Below are 1,464 nucleotides of genomic sequence, written 5' to 3' on the forward strand. Positions count from 1 at the left end.
CGAGAATCGAGAGCATTTCAAACAGTTTGTCACTGACACATTCTTAGATCTCTCTCAACGTCTTGGATTTGCGAATGGTTGGATCAAAAAGTTCCTCACCGATATTCAAAAGTTACGCTGACCACTCGACGTCCACTTGCTCGTCACGGTCAAGTTGGAGCGTTTTGCCACCCGTGTTTGCGAACTCGTGATCGAAGGCGATACGAGAGAGGATTTCGCCAAAATCCTCTCTCGTGTATTCACCGCACTGTTTCACATCGAAATCCAGCTCCGGGAACAGCAACGTCGAAGCAGCACGACAGACCTGTCTTGCCTCAGTCGTCTCAACCATCTTTTGACCAACGCAGCCCAGCGCCAAGAGTTTCAGCTAGGTTCGGCAACTACTGTTTACGCCGGGCGCGAAGCCGACATAAGTCATACAATCCACCAACGACATTCTATCTGGATATTCAACGCTCTCCAACACCATTAAGTAGGAATACCTACATAGCCTATGTATGGCGATTCAAGCCACTCGGACCTACGTTGCTTCCATTCAGAACCAGCAACAGGTTTGTGATGGCTTTGATTCGCTCGGCGATTCCGCCTCGAAACTCTGGAACGTCGCACGGTGGACCGTAGATCGGGTGTGGGAGGCGACCGGCGAGATTCCCAACGAAGGCACACTCAAAGCCTACATGAAAACCCGACCCTGCTGGAAGGATCTAAACTCCCAATCAAGTCAGGCAGTCATTGAAGAACTGTCTGGTGCCTTCCAGTCATGGTTCGACGTGCGACAAACGGATGATCGAGCAAACCCTCCCGGCTACCGAAAGCATGGCGATAGCCGACCTCTATCTACAGTCACGTTCAAAGAAGACGGGTTCAAGCATGACCCTGAAAACAACCGTGTCCGACTCTCGAAAGGTGCAAACCTGAAATCAAATTGGTCGGACTTCGTTCTCTGTGAGTACCAGACACGCCCGGACGTTGATCTCTCTGCGGTTGAAAGAGTCCAACAGGTACGGGCTGTGTGGAACGGTGAACAGTGGGAACTCCACTTTGTCTGTAAGGTCGAAATCGAAGCCGCCGATTCAGCAGGTGACGGTGTGGCTGGTATCGACCTCGGTATCAAAAATATCGCAACAGTGGCGTTCCCCGACGAATACGTGCTGTATCCCGGTAACTCACTGAAACAGGATAAGCACTACTTCAAACGTGCAGAATACAACACGGAAGGCGAGAACGGACCCTCAGAGCAGTCAGAATGGGCACGTCAGAAGCTCTCAGAACGGGAGACGCACTTCTACCACACTTTCTCGCAAGCGATCATCGACGAGTGTGTTGAGCGTGGTGTTGGGACGCTCGCGGTGAGCTGGCCCGAAGATGTGCGGGACTCTGATTGGGGAAAGACCGGTAACAAGAAGTTGCATACATGGGCGTTCGACCGGATCTACCAGTATCTCGCCTACAAGGGTGAGGAAC

General features: G+C 51.9%; 2 protein-coding genes. One reads left to right on the top strand and one right to left on the bottom strand.

Features of this window, described 5'->3' with window-relative positions; translation table 11 throughout:
* Positions 1-112: 112 nt before the first annotated feature.
* Positions 113-331: a transposase gene (locus O2S87_RS18535; RefSeq protein ID WP_475410198.1), complete on the bottom strand. Its 219-nt coding sequence runs from the start codon at positions 329-331 to the stop codon at positions 113-115.
* 166 nt (positions 332-497) lie between these two features.
* Here O2S87_RS18535 and O2S87_RS18540 point away from each other — a divergent pair.
* On the top strand, positions 498-1,464 hold a 967-nt coding region (locus O2S87_RS18540; RefSeq protein ID WP_475410199.1), incomplete at its 3' end, for an RNA-guided endonuclease InsQ/TnpB family protein.

The sequence above is a fragment of the Halohasta sp. A2 genome (assembly GCF_056175805.1).

What these genes read in the sequence shown, in the direction of transcription:
- O2S87_RS18535 (WP_475410198.1), bottom strand. Translation starts at nt 331, where the DNA reads ATGGTTGAGACGACTGAGGCAAGACAGGTCTGTCGTGCTGCTTCGACG.